The sequence below is a fragment of the Agrobacterium sp. 20P9.1.2 genome (assembly GCF_057799395.1).
On the sequence record NZ_JBYOKI010000002.1, the window covers coordinates 210,852 to 226,714 of the forward strand.

Consider the following 15,863-nt stretch of genomic DNA (forward strand, 5'->3'; position numbering starts at 1 on the left):
ATGATGGAGAAAATGCGATGTCCCAATCCCCCTGCCCGCCGATCCGCGATGCGGAATGGCCCGAATCCATCATTGAGATGCGCAGCGGTTTTGCTGGTCAGCTGAATGTCTATCGCACCATGGCGCACCACCCTGCCCTTCTTCAAAGCTGGGCACCCCTTCGACAGCATCTTGTGAAAGAAAGCGCTCTTGGCCCCGCTCGATCCGAGGTGGTCATTTTGCGCACCGGGCATCGCCTTGGCTCGCATTATGAATGGGCGCACCACGTTAGCAGGGCGCGCACCTTAGGCTTCACCGATGAGCGCATAAGCGCCATCGCGGCCATCCCTGATGGAGAGGATAGCTTGCTCGTCAAAGCGGTCGATGCCCTGTTCGACCTCCATCGCATTCCCGCAGAACTGGAAGCCGAACTGGCAGCGGTCATAGGCCGCCAGGCGGTTTTCGATCTGATCGCAACAGTCGGCTTCTACATCGTCCTCGGCGGCATTCTGATGACCTATGAGACGCCCGTGGATGACGCCGTCGCATCGGAGCTGGCAGCAGTTCCGATATCGCCGTCTGCATGAGATCGCGTCAAGCGTCTTTCAGTTTGGGCGCGCCGTTCAACTGGTCGATAAGCGTTGAACTGGCTTCGTTCATACCCAGCACATCAACAGTCACACCGTGCTTTGTGAAGCGGTCCACCACCTTCTCAAGCGCGGCAACGGCAGTGATATCCCAAAAATGCGCCTGGGAAACGTCGATGACAGCAGCCATACCGGTTGCTTCCTCGATATCGAAGGCATCGACGAAGACATCCGCCGAGGCGAAGAAGACCTGACCTGACACACGGTATGTCACACGACGCGCAGTCTCGTCCCCGTCCGTTTCCACCCGCAACAGCCGGGCAACCTTGAAGGTGAAAAAGACGCCGCTGAGAAGCACACCCACGGCGACACCCAAAGCGAGGTTCGCGCTCAATACCGTCACGACGACGGTTGCGACCATGACCACGCTCGATATTTTTGGATGAACGACGAGGGTCTTGAGCGATGACCAGTCAAACGTATCGATGGACACCATGACCATTATCGCGACCAGTGCAGCAACCGGAACTTGAGAAACCCAGGGCTTCAAAAGCACCATCAGCACCAGAAGAAATGCGCCCGCAAACAGCGTCGACAGGCGCCCGCGCCCTCCATATTTGACGTTGCTGACGGTCTGGCCGATCATCCCGCAGCCCGCAATACCGCCGAAAAGGCTGGCCGCCGTGTTGGCTATGCCGAGGCCTGTGCATTCGCGGTTCTTGGAGCTGGGAGTTCCCGTCAGATCGTCAACGACGCTCGCGGTCATCATGGATTCCAGCAATCCAACCATCGCGATGGCCAGCGCCGGTCCGGCGATGATCTTGATCGTGTCCAGCGTGAGTGGAACAGCAGGCCAGCTGAAGATCGGCAGGGAATCCGGCAGTTTTCCAAGGTCTGCGATGGTCATGACCGGAAGCTGGAAGCCTACTGAAACGGCGGTCAAAACCAGAATGCAGATCAGAGGCGAAGGAACAGCCGTCGTCAGTCTTGGAACGAGGTAGATGACAACGAGCCCGGCAGCCAGCATGCCGTAGGCCAACCAATCGCCACCCAGAATATGCGGCAACTGCGCCGCGAAGATGAGGATCGCAAGCGCGTTGACGAAGCCAGTTCGCACGGATTTCGAAACGAAGCGCATCAAGACGCCCAGCCGCAACAGACCGAACAGAATTTGCAGCACACCCGCCAGCAGGCCGGCGGCAAAAAGATAGGGTAGTCCATGCGTATGGACGAGCGGCGCAGCGACCAGCGCCACGGATCCGGCCGCAGCCGAAATCATGGCGGGGCGGCCACCGGTAAACGCAATGACGATGCCAATGATGAAGGAGGCAAAAAGCCCGACTTGAGGATCAACGCCCGCGACGAAGGAAAACGCGATGACTTCCGGGATCAAAGCGAATGTCGCGACGGCACCGGCAAGCATTTCGCGGATGGGATTGGCAGACCAATCCCGACGAATAGAGGTGAGTAGCATGTGATGAGTTCTCGCAAAGCATGTCGAACGCGCTTGAGGCGTCATTAAAAAGGCATGCAGCTTTTGCGTTGTCTGGCGGATCGGCGGCCAGAAGAGCCACCCGGAGTTTCACCGGGTCCGTGGTGAGTGACTTTTTATGACCTCATCCGTTCTGCGATGCAACATGGTGCTCAAAAAATTTGACATCAAGACGCCAAGCGTCAGCTTATTCAGGCCTAGCAATACTCGCCATTAGCGGGAAACGTCTCCGTTTTATCCGCTCAAATGCCCTCGATTTTCCTAGCAGCCGCGCAGAGGAACCAATTGAGTTCATAGGCGTTTATCTCCGTCCCGCGAAGGAGAGCCCTCATGAAAATCTTCACTGCTGCTATCTGTTTTGTTTCCGTTGCCGTACTCAGTGGTTGTGTCGATGACCGTGGCTACCGAAGCGGCGGATATTATTCGACCACCGTCTACAGCCGGACCTACGACAATGATCGTTACTATCGTGATCGGGATTACCGCCGGGATCGTGGTCGCGACTGGAGAGACCGTCGTGGCGATTGGCGCGACAACGACCGTGGCCGATATCGCTACGGTGACAACCGTGTGATCTACGGCGTTACTACGCGCTAGTCGTATTTTCATGGGAGGCTCCGCAAGGTGCCTCCCCCTTCTTTAGTCAAACCTTAGACAGCCATTTTTTGAATTTTCCATTTTAGAATTTGCGCATCGCACTGGCGTCATCCCTTGCGACGAGTTCCAGGCCACATCGAAATATTTTATGAAGATGGAACCTAAGAATGGTCCTTTCGGTTAGGGGCCTAATGATTAGCATCATACGTGCGGACACCCGGACCATCGTTACAGGCGCTTGGAATTAACCATGGCATTCAACCAAGCCTGAATTCAGCCGATAATGCCTGCTTTGCGGTTGAGGGATACCCCACGTTGCCATACGAGTGGAAGGTCTGTTTGGTGGCCTGATCCGGGCCACCCAATCGCATGGGGGACTGGATTGATGCATGTGGAGAGCCTTGCCGTCGCTTATGAGGAGGCCGGAATCTATACGTGGTCGCTTGAGAATGACCGGCTCTACGGTGACACAGCGGTAGCCGCGCTGTTTGGCCTTGAGCCTGAGATGACTATACGCGGCCTGCCACTCAATTCTTATCTGGAACGAGTTCATAAAGATGATAGGGCCATGCTTGCGGCGCTCATAGCCAAAGCCGTCAGGGACGGTCTTCCTTACAGTGCGGAATATCGGGTGCAAAATGCGCTTGATGAGTTCGAACTCGTCATGGCTCTCGGGAGGTGCTTCCGAGACCCGAACGGAAACCCATCCATCTATTCGGGAATTATTTATCCCATAGACAAGCTCGGTAGAGACTAATACCCAACAACGGTGTCAGTCGGGCCCGCCTCTAATGACAGGCCCGACAAAGATCTTCTTAGGCGACCTCTGGCAGCCCGCCGAGGAGCTTATCGAGCGTCATCGGATAGTGCCGAACACGCACACCAGTCGCATTGTAAATCGCATTGGCAATGGCCGCCGAAACACCACAGAGACCCAGCTCTCCGACACCCTTCGCCTTCATGGGCGAAGACATAGGGTCTGTCTCATCCAGAAAAATCACATCCTGATGTGGAATATCGGCATGAACAGGCACTTCATATCCGGCGAGATCGTGGTTGACGAAGAAGCCACGCTTGGTATCGACCGCAAGCTCTTCCGATAGGGCACCACCGGCACCCATCGTCATCGCACCGATAACCTGGCTGCGCGCCGTTATCGGGTTCAAAATGCGGCCCGCAGCACACACCGCCAGCATGCGACGGATGCGTGTTTCGCCTGTTGCGGCATCCACACCGACTTCAACGAAGTGGGCGCCGAACGTGGATTGCTGATGCGTCTTGGTGAGATCACCCCATTCCATCTTGTCTTCGCCAACCAGTCCCTCAGCACCGGCTGCTTCAGCAAGCGGAACAGCGCGATTGCCAGATTTGACGGATCCGTCTTCAAACACCGCATCTTCGGAATTGAAGCCGAGCTTCTGGGCGATGGCTTCCCGCAGTTTCACGCAGGCGGCGTAAACACCTGATGTCGAAGAGTTCGCACCAAACTGGCCGCCAGAGCCCGCAGATATCGGGAAGCGGGAGTCGCCTAGCTGCACGGCGACCTTGTCGATGCCCACACCCATCATCTCCGCTGCCGTCTGGGCGATGATCGTATAACTGCCCGTGCCGATGTCGGTCATATCGGTTTCGACGGTGATGATGCCGTCCGTGCCAAGTTTGACTCGCGCTGCGGACGGCAGAACGAGGTTGTCGCGGAATGCAGCGGCAACGCCCATACCGATCAGCCAGTTGCCCTCTCGCTTTGATCCAACCTTCGGGCGGTTGTTCCAACCAAAGCGTTCCGCACCCAGCTTAAGGCAGCCGATGAGATCGCGGTGGGAGAATGGCCGATCGTGGTTTTCGGGATCGACCTGCGTGTCGTTGAGGACACGAAACTCGATTGGGTCGAGACCAACTTTTTCCGCAATTTCGTCGATTGCGATTTCCAAGGCCATCAGACCCGGCGCTTCACCCGGCGCACGCATGGCATTGCCTTCAGGCAGGTTCAGCGTCGCCAGCCGCATTGCCGTCATGCGGTTTGCACCGGCATACAAAAGACGCGTCTGATTGACAGCCGTTTCCGGCACGCCACCGGGAAGATCACCCGACCAGCTTTCATGAGCGATGGCCGTGATTTTTCCATCCTGCTCTGTACCAATACGAATGCGCTGGATCGTTGCTGGGCGATGCGTAGCATTATTGATCATGAAGGGACGCGGTAGCGCCACCTTCACCGGGCGACCAGCTTCTTTTGCGCCAAGCGCAGCCAAAACAGCATCGACGCGCAAAAACAATTTGCCGCCAAAGCCGCCACCGATAAAGGGTGACATCAGGTGGATCTTATCCTTCTCGACGCCCAATGTGGTGGCGAGATCGGAACGCCACCAATCGATCATCTGACTGGACGTCCACACCGTCACTTCATCACCATTCCACGCAGCGATGGAGGCATGCGGCTCCATCATCGCATGTGATTGGTCAGGAGTCGTATAGGATTGGTCAATCGTGACAGGCGCTGCGGAAAACGCGGCAGCGAAATCACCGACGGCGGTGTCAGGCTTCTGGGATTCGTCCGGTTTCTTTGCTGCGTCCTTTTGCGCACTCAGATCGAAAGCACCCTTTTCTTCCGCATATTCGACCTTGATCAGACCGGCAGCGGCACGCGCCTGCTCAAAAGTCTCAGCTACGACAACGGCGATGGCCTGATGGTAATGCTCGATCTCATCACCACCGAAAAGATTGGCGGTGTTAAACTCGCCCTTTTTGAGCTTGCCGACATCCAGAGTGGTGACAACCGATAGAACTCCGGGAGCCTTTTTGGCTGCGGAGACGTCCATGGATTTGATCCTGCCCTTGGCAATGGCCGAGCCGAGCGGATAGCCATAGGCATATTTCAGGTTGGGGTCATGCCACTCATAGGCATACATGGCTCGGCCCGTCGCCTTCAACTCGCCATCGATGCGATGGATCGGCTTGCCGACGACTTTCAAACGGTCGATAGGGTTGGTCGTTGCTGGCTTATCGAACTTCATGACTCAACCCCTTGCTTCGAACAGGACGGCACCAAGCGTGCGCTCGACGAGATCGACCTTGAACCGGTTTTCTTCAGTCGGGCGAGCGCCAGCAAGAATATGCTGTGCCGCCCCCCGCGCGCCCTTCGGCAGATCGGCTTCCGCCGCTTCAACGCGCCATGGCTTGTGGGCAACACCGCCGACAGCGACGCGTCCCGTTCCATCTGGTTGGATGATAGCCCCGACTGAAATCAGCGCGAAGGCGTAGGACGCGCGGTCCCTCACCTTCTTGTAGATGTGCTTTCCGCCAATCGGCGGCGGCAGTACGACGGCGGTGATGAACTCACCCGGTTCCAGAGCCGTCTCGATGTGCGGCGTATCGCCGGGCAGCCGATGAAAATCAGCAATCGGGATGGAACGACGGCTAGCGTCTGCCTTCACCGTCTCTACCGTTGCATCCAGCGCGCGCATGGCAATCGCCATATCGCTTGGGTGCGTTGCGATGCAGGCATCGCTTACGCCAACAACCGCATGCTGGCGGCTGAAACCGCCGATGGCGGAGCAGCCACTACCCGGCTGGCGCTTGTTGCACGGCTGGTTGGTATCGTAGAAATAAGGACAGCGTGTTCGCTGCAAGAGATTGCCAGCCGTGGTCGCCTTGTTGCGCAATTGGCCAGACGCCCCAGCGACAAGCGCGCGTGACAACAGACCGTAATCACGGCGAACGGTTGTGTGGGCGGCGAGGTCGGTGTTCCGCACCAATGCGCCGATGCGCAGACCACCATCCTGTGTCGTTTCGATCTGGTCCAGGCCCAGCCCATTGACATCGATGAGATGCGTCGGCGTTTCGATCTCGAGCTTCATCAGATCGAGAAGATTGGTGCCGCCTGCAATGAATTTGGCGTTGCGATTGGAAGCGGCAGCTCCGGCTGCGGCCTCCACGGAAGATGCGCGTTCGTAAGTGAAGGCTCTCATGCTCTTATCCCTCCAACTTCTGAAATCGCATCCAGAATGTTGGAGTACGCCCCGCATCGACAGATATTACCGCTCATACGCTCGCGCACTTCCGCTGCTGTCAACTGTGCAGGGCTGTTGAGATCACCGGTAACGTGGCTTGGAATGTTGGCTTTGATCTCTTCAAGCACCGCCACGGAGGAACAGATTTGCCCCGGCGTACAGTAGCCACACTGAAAACCATCATGTTTGACGAAAGCGGCCTGCATGGGGTGCAGATTGCCGGGAGCGCCCAGCCCTTCGATGGTCGTTACGTCGTCACCGTCATGCATGACAGCAAGCGTGAGACAGGAGTTGATCCGTTTGCCGTCAACCATAACGGTGCAGGCACCGCACTGACCGTGGTCGCAACCCTTTTTCGTGCCTGTGAGATGTAGATGCTCCCGCAATGCGTCCAGCAATGTCGTGCGATTATCCACGTCAAGAATGTGGTTTTCACCATTGACGGTGAATTCAACTTTGGAATGATGGTTCATCTGGCTCCCCGGAGACTGCGCCACCGCCTGTCCGGCGACACCCGTGGCCGCGATTGTCGCAGCCGAGGAGATAAGTAAGTTGCGTCGGGAAAGTTCCAGTAGGATGCTATCCTGCATATCCAACTCCGCTTCAATTGTTTGAGGTGCTTGGTTAACGGGGCTGGCCGGTAAAAGTGCCGCGGACGAACGGAAAGTTGAACGCAGCCGAGTTCTGAGCACGCTTGTCAGTTACGGCGCATAATCAGTCTCGCCGCTCAACATCGCTTGCTACCTTCGCGCAGGTCTGCCATCACAATACAATCTGCATCTGCAACGACTGACCCTGACATCACATGCTAGTAGCCGCGATACTTTCCCTGTTACTTGTTGGCGACGGCGCCGATCTCGCCGCGACTTCTGGCGCGCAGGTCACCCCAGCGGTTGAGAAGACTCAACAGGAAACATCCACCAGCTTCAGCGCGCTTCGCTGCCAGGGCATGGCCGATCTCTCCTCACCCAGCCGCCCGGTCTTTGTTGAGAAGCAGAACGGTGAATGGGAGTGCACCTATCTGCTGGAATATTCCGAAACCGGCCACAGCCCTTCGGTGTTCATCCAGATCAGAGGCGTTGCAGCCGGAACATGGAACAGTTTCCGGCTGAAGCTGAATTTCGGCTCGCTTCTGTCGCGCCAAGTCCTTGCGACAAGAGCGGCCAGCCTCGTCAACAGCCTTTTCGGAACGAAAACTCCACTGACCGACTTGGATGGAATGCTTGCATCAGGACGCGAATTCGAGCTGACCTTCGACGGCGTAACGCTGAAATACCGGCAGGAACGCATGGACGAAAATCGTTTCAATCTTTTTGGCAGCCAAAACGTTGTTGACGCACGGAAGACTGATCCAGTGCCGGACTGAGCGAGGGGCGAAACCATGGACAACCCGACAGATGATCCGCTGACGACCGCTCAGGAATGGGCAAAAAACGGACGAAAGGTCGCGATTGCGACCGTCATCGAAACCTGGGGGTCGGCACCCAGACCTGTCGGCAGTCACCTCGTTATCGATGCTGACGGCAATTTCGAAGGATCAGTATCTGGCGGATGTGTAGAAGGTGCCGTCATAGCTGCTGCAAGCGATGTCATCGAAGACGGAAACTCTAAACTTCTCGAATTCGGCGTTGCGGATGAAACGGCATGGGCTGTGGGCCTATCCTGCGGCGGTCGTATCAGCGTTTACGTCGAAAAGCTGCCAAGCCTTGAACAGCTGAACGCGCTCCGTCAGGCTCGTCAGGCTGTGGTGGTCATAACTGAGATGGGAAGCGGCCAAACGCGTCTTGTTACTCATCACGACGAAGTTGACGGGCTTCTCGGGGAGGAAGTTACAGCGGCGTTTCGATCAGGCAAATCCGGCAGCGTCACGATTGAAGGCACACGTTACTTTATCAATGCCTATCTTCCCGCGCCATGTCTCGTCATCATCGGCGCGGTCCACATCAGTCAGGTTCTGGTTCAGATGGCCAAGCTTGCGGGTTTCGATGTCAGCATCATCGATCCACGCAAGGCCTTCGCCACTGCCGAGCGTTTTGCGAAAACCGATCTCGTGGCAGATTGGCCGGAGGATGTATTTCATACTAGGCCGCTTGACGCGCATACGGCTCTGGTCGCGCTGACGCATGATCCCAAGATCGATGATTTTCCGCTGGCGGAAGCGCTGCGAAAAGGCTGTTTCTATGTGGGTGCGCTGGGTAGCCGCAAAACGCATGCCGCACGGCTGGAACGTTTGAAACAACAGGGATTGACGGAAATCGATCTTGCAAAAATTCACGGGCCGATCGGATTGAACATCGGAGCCGTCAGCCCCGCCGAAATAGCCGTCGCTATTCTGGCCGAAATGATCGATGCCCTGCGATCTGGAAGCCTATCGAAGCGGAACAGTTGAGGACGGATCGACCAACACGCCGCCCGCTGCCGCAACTGCCTCAGGCGTATCGACATCCACCTGCGCCGCAGGACCGACATCCACATTGATGACCGGCAAGCCGGAGGTTTCGATCAGATGCCGCGCGCCCACATCGCCTTCCAGTTGCAAAACGCCGTCATGTAGAGAGCGCGGCAGAATAACCGGATTTCCTGGTTTGCCGCCCGAAACGGCACGGACAACGGCGGTGTTTCCCGATGTGTGGAAAGCTTCGATCAACTGGTTCAGGTGATGGCTAGTGATCTCAGGCATATCCGCCAGCATGACCATCACCCCTTCCGCGGCCTGCGCCTTGGCCGTAGCAAAACCCATGGCAAGAGAACGCGCCATTCCTAACGCGTAGTCCGGGTTGATGACGACGTCCACATCGACGCCGGAAAGAACATTCCGCATGTCGTCATTCCTGTGCCCCAGCACAACGGTCACAGATGAGGCTTCGCTATCGGCTGCGACCATAACCACGCGTCGCAGCAAGGGCACGCCGTCGAACTCGGCCAGCAACTTGTGCGGTCCATCTTTGCCCATGCGGCTCGACATTCCGGCGGCAAGGAGGACAATTGCAACGGCCATGTGATGTTCTCCGTGAAGTTTTATATGACACAGGGTTCAGCAACTATCGTTGCCCGCTTCACCGTTTTGCCACTCAATGGTCCTATGGTGCAATCCTGCATCGGTTGCGGTTGTGCGAACGGCAAAGGCTTCATATCTTGCTGCTGCGGTCGCAAAAAACATGCGTCCAAATCGGGAGGTAAAGCGTTACCGTCTGCAAAGACTGTGATCGCTTGTGAAAAGGAGATGTGGATGTCGGATGAAAAGACGGTGAAAGACTGGCAGGGGCTTGCCGAAAAGGAACTCAAACGATCACCGGAAAGCCTTGTCTGGCATACGCCTGAAGGCATCGACATCAAGCCGCTCTACACCGCCGAGGACACGAAGGACATCAAGCATCTCGATAGCCTACCGGGCTTTGCACCTTTCGTGCGCGGTCCGCGTGCCACCATGTATGCTGGCCGTCCCTGGACAATCCGCCAATATGCCGGGTTTTCCACGGCAGAAGAATCCAACGCCTTTTACAAACGCAATCTTGCTGCCGGACAGAAAGGCCTGTCCGTCGCCTTCGACCTAGCTACCCATCGCGGTTACGACAGTGACCACGAGCGGGTCGTCGGTGATGTCGGCAAGGCGGGCGTTGCCATCGATAGTGTCGAGGACATGAAGGTTCTCTTCGACGGCATTCCGCTCAAAGACATGTCCGTTTCCATGACCATGAACGGGGCCGTTATCCCCATTCTTGCGAGCTTTATCGTTGCGGGTGAGGAGCAGGGTTGCTCCAAGGCCGAGCTTTCCGGCACCATTCAGAACGATATTCTCAAAGAATTCATGGTCCGCAACACCTATATTTATCCGCCCGAACCCTCGATGCGGATCATCGCCGACATCATCGAATATACCGCCAGGGAAATGCCGCGTTTCAACTCGATTTCCATTTCCGGCTATCACATGCAGGAAGCGGGCGCGACGCTGGTGCAGGAACTGGCATTCACCCTTGCCGATGGCCGCGAATATGTGCGCGCCGCCATCAAGAAGGGGCTCAATGTCGATGATTTCGCAGGCCGCCTCTCCTTCTTCTTTGCCATTGGCATGAATTTCTTCATGGAAGCGGCAAAGCTACGAGCGGCACGCCTGCTGTGGTCCAAGATCATGGAAGAATTCGAGCCGCAAAAGGCATCCTCGCTAATGCTGCGCACGCATTGCCAAACCTCGGGCGTGTCTTTGCAGGAACAGGACCCGTATAACAACGTCATCCGCACGGCCTATGAAGCCCTGTCCGCTGCTCTTGGCGGCACGCAGTCTCTGCATACCAATGCGCTGGACGAGGCGATGGCTCTGCCAACCGACTTCTCCGCCCGCATTGCCCGCAACACCCAGCTTATTCTTCAGCACGAAACAGGCGTGACCAAAGTGGTCGATCCGCTGGCAGGTTCCTACTATGTGGAAAGCCTGACCAATGAGCTTGCCGAAAAAGCATGGGCTTTAATTGAAGAGGTCGAGGCGCTGGGCGGCATGACCAAGGCCGTAGATGATGGCCTGCCGAAACGGCTGATCGAGGAGGCCGCCACACGGCGTCAGGCTGCGGTGGACCGTGGCGAAGAGGTTATCGTCGGCGTCAACAAATTCCGTCTGGAGAATGAAGACCCGATCGACATTCTCGATATCGATAACAGTGCCGTGCGTGCCGGTCAGATCAAGCGGCTGGAACAGGTACGCCGTCAGCGTGACCCGAAACGGGTGGAAGCAGCGCTTGCGGCTTTGACTAATGTTGCGAAATCCCGCGAGGGCAATCTGTTGGAGATGGCAGTGGAAGCGGCCCGCGCCCGCGCTACCGTCGGCGAAATATCAGACGCCATGCGCACAGTCTTCGGCGACCATGCCGCCGTGCCGGAGGTGGTACATGACGTCTATGGCGCTGCCTATGAAGACGATCCTGAATATGCAACGCTCTGCACACGCCTTGGCGAACTGTCTTCCGTGGTGGGAACCAAGCCGAAAATGCTGGTGGCCAAGCTAGGTCAGGACGGGCACGACCGCGGCGCAAAGATCATCGCTTCCGCCTTTGGCGACATAGGCTTCGATGTGGTGGCAGGTCCGCTGTTCCAGACGCCTGAAGAGGCGGCGGAACTGGCCATCGAAAACAAGGTCCATGTCGTTGGCATGTCGTCACTGGCGGCAGGCCACAAGACGCTAGCACCGCAGCTCGTGCAGGCGCTGAAGGCGAAGGGCGCGGAGAATATTATCGTCATCGTCGGAGGCGTCGTGCCGCGTCAGGACTATCAATTCCTGCTGGATAACGGCGTCGCCGCTGTCTTTGGCCCCGGCACCAACGTGCTCGAAGCCGCCCGCGCAGTCATAGACTTGATGCAGGGGCGGCTTCGAAACGCTTGATTTCGTAAAATCGGCGGCCCTTTACAGGGTCGCCAGCAAACGGTTGTTCAACATGCCAGCCGATGCCGCCTGCATGTTCACTTTCTTCTCAATGGCTTCGATAACGGTATCGGTAAAGTCAACCTTGGTCAGATCACGGATATGCGCGAGCCCACCCGGCGAAAACACATTAACCTCCAAAATCTTATCGCCGACGATGTCTAGCCCCACGAGGAACATGCCGTCTTCCACCAGTTTCGGCCGCATCATTTCAGCAAGGGCGATAACCTCATCTGTCACCTCCACCGCTTCTGCCGTGCCGCTGGCGTGAATGTTGGAGCGCAGATCGCCCTTGGCCGGCACCCGGCGCAGCGCCGCATATTGGCCATCGCGCATCAGCGGCTCGCCATTCATCATGAAAAAGCGGATATCGCCATCTTTCGCAGCGGGCAGATAAGCTTGCGCAATGAGATAACCCTCGATGCTGACGGCTTCGAAAATCTGATTGAGGTTGGTTTCCTTACTGGAGCCGATCTTGAAGACATTTTTGCCGCCCGACCCCTGCAAAGGCTTCACGATTACGCCCTTCGGATGCGAATCCGCAAAAGCCCGGATTTCCTCGACATTGCGCGAAATCAGCGTCGTTGGCCGAACGATTTCAGGGAAACTCTGGAAATAAAGCTTGTTTTGCGCCAGTGCCAAGCCTTCAGGGTCATTCAGCACCACCACGCCGCGCTGTTCCGCCAGGCGACCAAACAGAATGCCGGAATGGACCGCCCATGGCCGCGCGGTCTGATCCAGCGACGGGTCGTTGCGTAACATTAACGCATCGATATCCTCGATGTTGATCGTTTCCCGCTCCAGCTTCTTTTCCTGCAAGACGGCATGGAAATTTTCGACCTTCTTGTACTTTTGACGCGGCAGCACGAGGCCGTGGACCACAAGCGAGTCATCCGGCCTCAGCGTAAAATCACCCGGTGTGAGATAGATGACCTCATGGCCGCGGTTGAGCGCGGCCATTGCCAGCAGTCCCGTGGCAAAGGTCGGTTGTTCGCCCTCGATTGAATTGACGAAAAATGCAAGACGCATATGTCCCTCCCTTATAAGGTTGCCATTTCTGCTATCGATAAACCTGATCGTATTTTTTCCAGCCGTTCATTGGCCTTTGCAGGCGCAAGAAAGGCTGGCCGTATGCCCGGTGGACGCAAAAGCCCACGAAGCGCAAGCTCCTGCATGACCGGGAAATGTGCGGCTGAAATCTTGCCCATCCAGAATGGATCGAGAGCGCCGCCTTTTCTCAAATGCTCGAGAATTTCGTTAAGACCGCGCAGATAGATTGCGTCCTTGGAAAGTCCGCCACCGCGATAGATCCTCAAGACCATGTTGAACGCACCGGCCTCATCGAAACCATGCTGCTCGGTCACAATGCGGAAGGTTTCGACAAAACTCGCACCATCAAGCATCGCCGCACAGCCAACCACGCGCCCCGCAATCAGCCGCAACCGCTCACGCGTCATGCCGCCAGCCAGATACTCTGCCAGCACCGCAAGGCCTTCCTGCACACCTTCGTAACCGGAAAGGCCCGTACGAAAGAGGCGTAGCCCCTGCGCGGAGCCATTGAAATATGTCAGCAGATGGACGCCAATCTCGTGATGAAGCAATGCTTCCACACGTCGGCGTTCCATCACCGTGTGGCGTGAGACAAGCAGCTTTTCACCGGTCACCATCAACCCCGGCGGCAGGTCATCGCGTATTTCGACGCGCGCCTTGAATTCGGGATTTTCATCCCGGTAGGCTTCCACCATTTCCCGCGCTCTATTCGTCACCTCGTAGCAATCGACCATAGCGATTTCCCCGACATTATCCGGGCGGGGACAGCGTGCCAGAACATCTTCGGCAAGGGTCAGTAGCGAAGGCTCTACCGAACCGTACAGCGCGCGGCTAAAATCCGAATACTGACGGCGATGCAGGTTGGCCAGCATCGTCAGCTGCAAATCGATCTCCTGCTGTTTTTCACGATACAGATGATACAGCACCGGGTCTTCAAGATGATCGAATGCTACGGAGTAGAGCTTTCGCTTCTGCTCCTCCACATCGACACCGAGCGGTCGATAAAGAAAATGCGGCGCATATTGGAAATTGCTTTCCTTGAAATCCGCAAAAGCCTTGCGCGCATTGATTGGCGTCACCGACAACAGAAAATCGAATGAAGCGGCAATATCGTCTATAGACCGGTCGGCGCGACGCACTGCATCCACAAATGCCTTGCGGCCAAGCGCGCGATGCGACGCAACCTTGAGGGCATCCGAGCCGGTTGAAAACGCCGCAAAGGCGCGCAGGCCCGCGTCAAACAAATCCGCGATCATCGTCTCGCGCAGACCTGGATAGTCCGCACCGGATTCCGGCTGGCGATAAATCGGCGCAAAGCGAACGCTGATGCAGGGAAACTCGAGCCCTGCCGCTTTCAGCTTCACGACTGGATCGTTTTCTTCATCGGGACGCGTTATGCGCGGCGTGCGGAAGCGTATCTCCACATCACACACCGCTTTGATAAATACCCGCTTTGCATTCTGCGTTTCCGTCTCTGCCGTCGCGGAAACCGCCACTTCATAATGCGGCAGAGACGGCGAGTCATCGGCCAGCAGAATATCGTGCTCAAGCTCGCCCATATCCAGAACGATGAAGGTGCCGAAACGCTTCTGCATTTCCGCCCCCACCGCCTGAAGAAGCGGCATGGCTTCAGCAATATTGGAGGCGATCAGATAAGAAGCATGCGCCGACGCAATATCCCGCGCCGCAAGATTTTTGGACCCATTGGTCAGATGCAGGCAGATAAAAGGCAGAGGTCTGTCGATATGCAGGCGTCCATCGACACCGATGTCCTGACGAACAGCCCTTCCGGCAACAAGGGCCTCAAGAACATCATCGAGTACGTCAGTGACAGCAACCTGCTTCTTCGCCTCAGACGCACTCATGTCCGCGTCCTCAGCAATTCCTCCAGAACAGGCTCCAGCGATGTCACGGCATCCCTGATATCCTGGATGATTTTCATATCAGGCTCACCGGTCCATTCGTCCATGAAGATTTTCTTGAACTCAATGGCAATCGCACAGCCGTTGTCTGGAAAGCGCTCATGGATAAATCGCGTTTGCTCACCCTTGCCCTGAAACGCTATATTCTCACGTACGTCCAAATGGCGACCGCCGATCAGAGCACCGCTGAAATGCTCAATAATCGTATCCACAACATCAGCCCAACGATCCCGATCCATTGAGATCGTACCAATATTGACATCCGGTGCATTTCGCTGAGGCGTAGGCGCGGCCTCTGCACCGTCTCGTCTGTGGTTATAGCTGTGCACATCCAGCACAACGAATGAGCCATAGCGCCGCTCTACGCTCTGCAACATCTCATACAGCATCGCATAGTAATCATCGTGGAAATTCAACGAGCAGCCTGAGACATCGTCATCTGGCTGCTCCCGCCAAACCTTCAAACCCCAAGCCTGTTCAGGCTTCAGGTAAATCGCCTGGTCTTTCGCCCTGTTTAAATCGATTTCAAAACGGGAGCGGTGAACAACGATCTGATTTGTCAGCCCCGAAATCATCTGTGCCGTAAAAGGGTCTTCCTCACGAAGCCGCTCATCATCCGAAAGCGCCATCAAAGGCAAAACGTCATCCCGCGTCCCATGCCCGTCATGGATAGCCGTCGCCACCACAGGCGATGCCCCACATTCAACCGACCAAAACCGCTGCTTATCTCTGTCTTCCCGCTCCGACGTCGCGCCCATCCTGCCCTCTTATTCATAGGCAGGGAAACACCAAGACGCGAAATTTAGTTCCGAATTG

Annotated in this window: 14 protein-coding genes and 1 other annotated feature; of the genes, 6 read left to right on the plus strand and 8 right to left on the minus strand. The window is 56.5% G+C overall.

Annotated features, from left to right (window positions below):
* Positions 1-17 precede the first annotated feature (17 nt).
* Positions 18-566 carry a carboxymuconolactone decarboxylase family protein gene (locus AC27VJ_RS06815; protein ID WP_488683364.1) on the plus strand — a complete coding sequence of 183 codons (549 nt, stop codon included), beginning with the start codon at positions 18-20 and terminating at the stop codon, positions 564-566.
* Between the two features lie 7 nt (positions 567-573).
* Here the strand turns inward: AC27VJ_RS06815 and AC27VJ_RS06820 are convergent, their stop codons facing one another.
* Positions 574-2,040, minus strand: coding sequence for a SulP family inorganic anion transporter (locus tag AC27VJ_RS06820; RefSeq protein ID WP_488683365.1), 1,467 nt, complete (start codon positions 2,038-2,040; stop codon positions 574-576).
* Positions 2,041-2,106: 66 nt separating this feature from the next.
* Positions 2,107-2,162: a sequence feature (sul1 is cis-regulatory element that is thought to sense ions involved in sulfur or methionine metabolism; They are found in Alphaproteobacteria), on the minus strand.
* A 226-nt stretch (positions 2,163-2,388) separates the two neighbouring features.
* Here AC27VJ_RS06820 and AC27VJ_RS06825 point away from each other — a divergent pair.
* Positions 2,389-2,655 carry a hypothetical protein gene (locus AC27VJ_RS06825; protein ID WP_353577728.1) on the plus strand — a complete coding sequence of 89 codons (267 nt, stop codon included), beginning with the start codon at positions 2,389-2,391 and terminating at the stop codon, positions 2,653-2,655.
* A gap of 385 nt (positions 2,656-3,040) precedes the next feature.
* The gene (locus AC27VJ_RS06830) at positions 3,041-3,412 is read left to right on the plus strand and encodes a PAS domain-containing protein (protein ID WP_488683790.1); all 372 of its coding nucleotides are present in this window, start codon (positions 3,041-3,043) and stop codon (positions 3,410-3,412) included.
* Positions 3,413-3,470: 58 nt separating this feature from the next.
* On the opposite strand, the gene paoC is transcribed toward AC27VJ_RS06830, so the two are convergent.
* The 3 genes from paoC to paoA are packed head-to-tail and all read right to left on the minus strand — an operon-like array spanning position 3,471 to position 7,255.
* A complete protein-coding gene (gene paoC, locus AC27VJ_RS06835) occupies positions 3,471-5,669 on the minus strand; it encodes an aldehyde oxidoreductase molybdenum-binding subunit PaoC (RefSeq protein WP_488683366.1) in 2,199 nt (732 codons plus the stop codon).
* A 3-nt stretch (positions 5,670-5,672) separates the two neighbouring features.
* Positions 5,673-6,623: an FAD binding domain-containing protein gene (locus tag AC27VJ_RS06840; RefSeq protein WP_488683367.1), complete on the minus strand. Its 951-nt coding sequence runs from the start codon at positions 6,621-6,623 to the stop codon at positions 5,673-5,675.
* A complete protein-coding gene (gene paoA / locus AC27VJ_RS06845; RefSeq protein WP_488683368.1) occupies positions 6,620-7,255 on the minus strand; it encodes an aldehyde dehydrogenase iron-sulfur subunit PaoA in 636 nt (211 codons plus the stop codon). Before paoA ends, AC27VJ_RS06840 begins: the two co-directional genes overlap by 4 nt.
* Positions 7,256-7,470: 215 nt before the next feature.
* Here paoA and AC27VJ_RS06850 point away from each other — a divergent pair, with 215 nt between their 5' ends.
* Both AC27VJ_RS06850 and AC27VJ_RS06855 read left to right on the plus strand, forming a co-directional pair.
* A complete protein-coding gene (locus AC27VJ_RS06850; RefSeq protein WP_488683369.1) occupies positions 7,471-8,031 on the plus strand; it encodes a DUF6030 family protein in 561 nt (186 codons plus the stop codon).
* A 15-nt stretch (positions 8,032-8,046) separates the two neighbouring features.
* Positions 8,047-9,054 (plus strand): XdhC family protein, encoded by a 1,008-nt coding sequence (locus AC27VJ_RS06855; RefSeq protein WP_488683370.1) that lies wholly within the window; start codon positions 8,047-8,049, stop codon positions 9,052-9,054.
* Here AC27VJ_RS06855 and AC27VJ_RS06860 read toward each other — a convergent pair.
* On the minus strand, positions 9,034-9,663 hold the full coding sequence (locus AC27VJ_RS06860) for a nucleotidyltransferase family protein (RefSeq protein WP_488683371.1): 630 nt from the start codon (positions 9,661-9,663) through the stop codon (positions 9,034-9,036). The two genes, AC27VJ_RS06855 and AC27VJ_RS06860, sit on opposite strands and share 21 nt — an antisense overlap.
* Positions 9,664-9,894: 231 nt before the next feature.
* On the opposite strand from AC27VJ_RS06860, the gene scpA reads away from it, so the two are divergent.
* Positions 9,895-12,036, plus strand: a complete 2,142-nt coding sequence (scpA, locus tag AC27VJ_RS06865; protein ID WP_488683372.1) for a methylmalonyl-CoA mutase — start codon at positions 9,895-9,897, stop codon at positions 12,034-12,036.
* Between the two features lie 21 nt (positions 12,037-12,057).
* On the opposite strand, the gene AC27VJ_RS06870 is transcribed toward scpA, so the two are convergent.
* From AC27VJ_RS06870 to AC27VJ_RS06880, 3 genes are read right to left on the minus strand one after another with little or no spacing between them, the layout of a single operon-like run.
* The gene (locus tag AC27VJ_RS06870; RefSeq protein WP_488683373.1) at positions 12,058-13,104 is read right to left on the minus strand and encodes a glutathione synthase; all 1,047 of its coding nucleotides are present in this window, start codon (positions 13,102-13,104) and stop codon (positions 12,058-12,060) included.
* Positions 13,105-13,115: 11 nt separating this feature from the next.
* On the minus strand, positions 13,116-14,990 hold the full coding sequence (locus AC27VJ_RS06875) for a flavohemoglobin expression-modulating QEGLA motif protein (RefSeq protein WP_488683374.1): 1,875 nt from the start codon (positions 14,988-14,990) through the stop codon (positions 13,116-13,118).
* Positions 14,987-15,805 (minus strand): N-formylglutamate amidohydrolase, encoded by an 819-nt coding sequence (locus tag AC27VJ_RS06880; RefSeq protein WP_488683375.1) that lies wholly within the window; start codon positions 15,803-15,805, stop codon positions 14,987-14,989. Before AC27VJ_RS06880 ends, AC27VJ_RS06875 begins: the two co-directional genes overlap by 4 nt.
* Between the last annotated feature and the right edge of the window lie 58 nt (positions 15,806-15,863).